Below are 5,402 nucleotides of genomic sequence, written 5' to 3'. Positions count from 1 at the left end.
AGCACGGATTTCCAATGCTGAATTAATTACAAAAACGGATTTTGGACCGGCGGAAGGTAGTATGGGCGGTAACGTTTTGGCGCTTGGCGCAGTGGCGGATTTCGGAGCACTAAACTGTCAATACACCACAAAAGTTGATGCGAGGTAGAATGTTTAATTAACCACGTCACCCGCCATTGAGCCAAACGCCTGTTGGCAACTGGTGTTCATTCATTCATCTGATTTTCCATTGTTTTTTTAAAATAATCTTCAAATATAACTATCATCTCATTTCTATGTTGTTCGCATAAATCCCAATTCCATTTTTGATTTTCAAAGATTAAAGCTGATTTCAATGAATCTAATCTCTTCTTTTCAAAAAATGATGTGCGTTTTTCGGCAAAACTTTTATTGGAATACTCAGAGTTCATACCAACTGCCAATAAAACCAAATTACCAAAATCATCTAGACGTTTCTTTTTTTCATCCTCAGAGAGAGTTTCGTTCTCGTCCCAAAGTGTGTTTTCGTCATACTCTCTTCTGTTTTGTGGAAAAATATGCTCAACAGAATTTTTCTTGGTCATTCGGTAATTTTTCCAATCTTCGCCTTTTTCAATTGCTCTTAAATACCATAGTATAAAGTCTGTTTTGTAAAACCAATAACTCCAAAAAGCAGTGCCACTTGGTTTTCTTAAGGCATCAATATTGGCTTTAAAAATATTCAATTCATTTTCAATCAAATTCCAGCTCCTTAAACTCAAATCTTCTGAAAGTTCAGAGCAAAACATTAGGTTGTCGAGTTTTAAAAGGTATTTGTAAAGATTCTCTGAATTGTCTTCTTGTAAAGTTTTGTATAAAAATGGAGTAAGCCAATATAAAGTGGTTATCTGTTGAGAGTGATAAAGCATACTTTGCAAAAGAGCAAAACCTTCATTGCTTAATGGCTCTTTTCGTTGCAGTACCTTTTTGTTTTGATATAACCTTTTAATCAGGTGAATTTCCTGATTTGCTTCTTTTTCAATCCACTTGATAACGTGTTTGTCGAAATTAATTCGAAGCTTCAATAGTAATTCAATAAAGGCTTTTACTTTGGTTTCGCTGAGGTAATAGGGATAAAAATGGTTTTCAAATGTTTCAATCAATTTCTTTTCGTTGACCTCTGCAACTTTATCGGTAGTAAACCCTTCGTATTTGTTTTTAAAAATAAAAATTCTTAAAGCATGTTGCAGAAACATTGGAAAACTAATGATACTTCTCACTTTGCCCGAATCGTAGTCGTACTCTTCATTATCTTCTTTTAAATCATATTTGTCCCACCCAAGTATTTCGCTTAAATGCTTGTCTTCATAATCTGATGTTGATTTGGCAATCCGATTCATAATGTCGGAAGGCAAACCAATTTCCACATCTTCCTCTGTTTCTTTTTGAGTTATATCGCCCCATTTGAAACCGCATACATCTTTTATATTCTTTTCAATATAATTGTCCATAATGGAACAAGCTTCCCAAATCTGACCGTATTTTCTTTTTTCATCATCGGGTATGTATTGAATAAGTTTCGATTTTATTATTTCATGGTGTTGAAGCTGAACGCCCCTGTTGTTTAATACCTCAAAAAGTCGGTTCTCGTCAATTCCTGCTGGCATTTCGGTTTCAATAAAAGCAACTCTCTCAAAAAGAAATTTTGTTAATTTTTGCTTAAACTCATTGATGTTTCCTCTTTCATCGGCATTTAAAAATGTTTGTATAGTTTTTTGTGCCTGTGTGATTCCTTCAAGTTGTAATTTTTCTTCTTTTGATAGTTGAGAATAATTATCGGGATTGGTAAAATATTGATTGGCAAAATCTCTGATGGCAAATGAAAGCCTTTTTACATAAACCTGATTAATATGAGCGTAGGCAAAAGCTTCTAACTCATTTTTCAACTCGTAACTTAATAACCAAAGAGTGGTGAACCGCTGCTGCCCGTCTATTAAGTCGTATTTACTTTGATTGCTAATAATCATGGTACCACCCAAGAAATAATAATTATCGGGTGTTTTGATGGCTCGTTCCAAATCTTCGAGCAAAGTAGTAACCTGGTCTTCGCCCCATACATACAATCTTTGGTAAAGCGGAATGGAATAAAAGCGTTCGTTTTCAACTACGTCTTTCAATGTAATCAAATCCGACTTTATGGATAAATTGCGGGTAACTATTAAGTCTTCAATCATAACTTTATCCACTCTTTTAATGCTTTTAAACTTGTTTGGTCTTCTTTGTTGTAATATTTAAGCAAGGCTCTTTTGTAGTTACTTCTTACGGTATAAATTATTTGTCCATTTTCTTTTACCAGTGGAATGGTTTCGTCTCTGAATACCGTATCGTTGGTGTTTTCCATTATAAAATCAAACACTTGTTCGGGAATAAAAGCCTGCGAAATAATATCGAGCAAATTTTGCTTTTTATCTCTTAAAATTCGGATGGCAGTTTTATCATAAATACTGCTCAATTCAACTCGATACACGCCAATATAATAATCGAGATGTTTGGCAAAATTGTCAATGTGTTTCGATTCAAACTTGTCGTAATACAAAACCATACACAAGCGATATAATGATGTCAAGTACTCCGACATTCCGCTATTAATATAAACGGCTTTATAAAATTCCCTGAACTTAAACAATTCGCTTTTTTGTGAATGTTCGGTATGAAACAGAAAATGATATATTGCCGCATATCGCTCGGAATAGAGAAAAAACCCAATTCCTTTTTCTATGGGTTGTCGCAAGGCAAAAGGATAATTGATGGCGTGCGATTTTAATGCTATGGGCGAAGTGTCGAGCAAAATGCCGTTATTCTCATCGTATCGAATAGCGTGGGCTATTTTGTTTTTTACCGTGGGGAAAATCTGAACCTGATTCTTTATTTCTGGATCACGGGTTTTCTTTTGAAATTCCTGCAATACATCGTCTTGCGATTCGTACCAAACATTGCTTCCTTTCCACGAGCGACCACGCCAAATTATCTGATTGAACAGATAGTTTAAAAACTGATTGGTATTATTGGCATCCCATTGCTTTGCAAAAGCCACTTGCTTACCTTCTTCTTCACTGAGTTCACGAAGGTGAAACGATTTCAGATAATCGGCTGCTCCCAATTTTACACCACGGTTGTTTTGAGTTTCGAAAAACGAAAAAGCATCGTCTTGCCGGTTGGTTATTATTACCGAAAAAGCCAAATCGGAAACAACTGTGTTCCAATTATTCTGCAACCATTCGGTTTTATAGTCATTCACAAAGTTTTTTACATCTACAATGTTCTTCTTTGAAATGGGCGAATTGAAAAAGAACTGAATTTTATCGGTATGTGTTGCCAAAATACTTTGTCCGTTGTTGGCAATTTTGTCTAAAATAAGCAGTGAAGTAAGCCTTTGTTGACCGTCAATAATTTCGTAACCACCATTTTGACAAAAAAACAAAATACTTCCCATGTAGTATGGCTGCCCGCTATTATGTTCGATGTGGTATTGCAAGTCGTTAATAAGGGTTTCTACCTTATCGGAATTCCACACGTAAGGTCGTTGATAGTCAGGAATTTTTATAGAATAGCCACCATCAAAAGCAAATATGCTCCTAAACAAGGCGGTACCAGCTACAATTTTATTTTCTATAATCTCCATTGCTTTACAATGTCACTTATGTTTGTTTATAGTTCGGAGGTCTTATTACACTTGTTGCCAACGGTTGGGTATTTCTGTTGGCGGGGATTATTATAACTGGTTTTTGTAAATATAACATAAAGAATAACTACCGAAAATCTTTATGATGTAAACTTCGACCCCGCTAATAGAAATACCATGTTGTGCGGCGTTTTACTATTCAACTTTACTGTATTCATAAACCATCTTTTGATTTGTTATACCACCATATTGAATAAGTATAATTTTATTCTTCTCTAGTCTAATTTTATAAGTTTCAATGAATTTGCACCTGTCTTGGTCTGCTCCAATCTTGTCTATGAATAAACTCCCTTTTTTTGAATAAATAATTCCTTGCTGATTTTTATTGTTGAAAGACCATAAATCTGCAGTTATAAAACCATTAGGTTGAAATTTTATTATAATGTTGCTCGGTGTCCGAGGTTCATTAATAACTTTACTTAAGTTGCGCGTTGCTTCGTAGGCACTTGTTTGGCGATATTCAGAATTTATGTCAATACTTCGCAACACTTCAGGATTAAAGAGTGTAATGTTTTTGAATTCAAGATTTGAGGGAAAACAAACACCGCAAGAAATTGTGGTAATCACTAAAAATATTGATATAGTTAATTTCATTTTCTGATGACAATTGTTTTGAATCCGAATTTTCATAAATGACGCACAACGTCCGGCGTATATGGAGGGTTGCGGCTGCTGCCCCAGATCTTCGTACAAAAACCGCACTTTAAACTTAGCGAAAATTCTGATACAAAAGCAGACTTCCGCAATCCGCCATATACGATGTTACCGCCCGTACGCGCGAGGAACATAATACCGGAGCGACTTAGTGATCACGAAATGCCGGAACCCGTTGTCCTGCTCTCGGAAAAAGCCCGGATTTCCAATGCTGAATTAATTACAAAAACGGATTTTGGACCGGCGGAAGGTAGTATGGGCGGTAACGGTCACGCATAATGACTAGTGCCGTAAACTTAAGATAAATATTCTTAGAGAACGCAAATTTGATTTACTTGAGTAGCCTCTGACGAGGCAAAAAGTAGGCATTGTCATTATGCAATGTTACTGGCTGGCTTTACTATTTTCCCAGCAAGAGATACAAAGTGTAATTTCATTGTCCGCAATTCTTTTTAATCTCGTTGGATCAAATTCCATATTACATTGCTGGTCATATTCATAAAGCAACCATAGCGAAATATTGTTACGCTCAATACCCAACTTTTGTAGTGCCCCATTTTTGAGTTCAATTAAATCTATGAAGAAATTTACAAAGTCAAAATAGTGTCCATTTTCTTCACTTTCATAAATCCAACTTGTATAAATTTTATCTTCAAAGTTAATTGGTTGAACTTCAAATATTGAACTTAAAGCATTGAATTTCTCTAAATTTTCTTCGAATGTTATTTGTAGTCTATAGCTAGTTTTCATATTGATGTTTTGTTGCCATGCGAAAGCTTGCCAGTAACGTCCGGCGTATATGGAGGGTTGCGGCTACTGCCCAAAATTTCCCTACTAAAACCGTACTTTAAACTTAGCGAAAATTCTAATACAAAAGCAGACTTCCGCAATCCGCCATATACGATGTTACCGCCCGTACGCGCGAGGAAAATAATACCGGGGCGACTTAGTGATCACGAAATGCCGGAACGCGTTGTCATGCTCTCGGAAAAAGCACGGATTTCCAATGCTGAATTAATTACAAAAACGGATTTTGGACCGGCGGAAG

General features: G+C 35.8%; 6 protein-coding genes. 2 read left to right on the top strand and 4 right to left on the bottom strand.

What is annotated here, in order from left to right; all coding sequences use genetic code 11:
- Nucleotides 1-206: 206 nt before the first annotated feature.
- The 3 genes from H9628_RS11635 to H9628_RS11625 all read right to left on the bottom strand — a co-directional run bounded on the left by H9628_RS11635 (nt 207) and on the right by H9628_RS11625 (nt 4,294).
- Entirely contained in the window at nt 207-2,192 is a 1,986-nt protein-coding gene (locus tag H9628_RS11635; protein ID WP_251834310.1) for a DUF262 domain-containing protein, read from the bottom strand.
- Nucleotides 2,189-3,640, bottom strand: a complete 1,452-nt coding sequence (locus H9628_RS11630; protein WP_251834309.1) for a DUF262 domain-containing protein — start codon at nt 3,638-3,640, stop codon at nt 2,189-2,191. The genes H9628_RS11635 and H9628_RS11630 overlap by 4 nt, the downstream gene beginning before the upstream one ends.
- Before the next feature lie 195 nt (nt 3,641-3,835).
- Entirely contained in the window at nt 3,836-4,294 is a 459-nt protein-coding gene (locus H9628_RS11625; protein ID WP_251834308.1) for a hypothetical protein, read from the bottom strand.
- Nucleotides 4,295-4,363: 69 nt separating this feature from the next.
- On the opposite strand from H9628_RS11625, the gene H9628_RS11620 reads away from it, so the two are divergent.
- Nucleotides 4,364-4,633 carry a hypothetical protein gene (locus H9628_RS11620; RefSeq protein ID WP_251834307.1) on the top strand — a complete coding sequence of 90 codons (270 nt, stop codon included), beginning with the start codon at nt 4,364-4,366 and terminating at the stop codon, nt 4,631-4,633.
- Between the two features lie 105 nt (nt 4,634-4,738).
- On the opposite strand, the gene H9628_RS11615 is transcribed toward H9628_RS11620, so the two are convergent.
- A complete protein-coding gene (locus tag H9628_RS11615; protein WP_251834306.1) occupies nt 4,739-5,104 on the bottom strand; it encodes a hypothetical protein in 366 nt (121 codons plus the stop codon).
- Nucleotides 5,105-5,131: 27 nt separating this feature from the next.
- Here H9628_RS11615 and H9628_RS11610 point away from each other — a divergent pair.
- On the top strand, nt 5,132-5,402 hold a 271-nt coding region (locus H9628_RS11610), incomplete at its 3' end, for a hypothetical protein (protein WP_251834305.1).

Origin of the sequence: Kaistella pullorum, from assembly GCF_014837035.1 — a bacterium.
Lineage (GTDB): Bacteria > Bacteroidota > Bacteroidia > Flavobacteriales > Weeksellaceae > Kaistella > Kaistella rhinocerotis.
Note: the sequence above shows the minus strand (reverse complement) of the source record. Positions and strands in the feature narration are given on the sequence as shown.

Coding starts and splice junctions, on each gene's coding strand:
- H9628_RS11630 (WP_251834309.1), bottom strand. CDS start 3,640: ATGGAGATTATAGAAAATAAAATTGTAGCTGGTACCGCCTTGTTTAGG.
- H9628_RS11615 (WP_251834306.1), bottom strand. CDS start 5,104: ATGAAAACTAGCTATAGACTACAAATAACATTCGAAGAAAATTTAGAG.
- H9628_RS11635 (WP_251834310.1), bottom strand. CDS start 2,192: ATGATTGAAGACTTAATAGTTACCCGCAATTTATCCATAAAGTCGGAT.
- H9628_RS11625 (WP_251834308.1), bottom strand. CDS start 4,294: ATGAAATTAACTATATCAATATTTTTAGTGATTACCACAATTTCTTGC.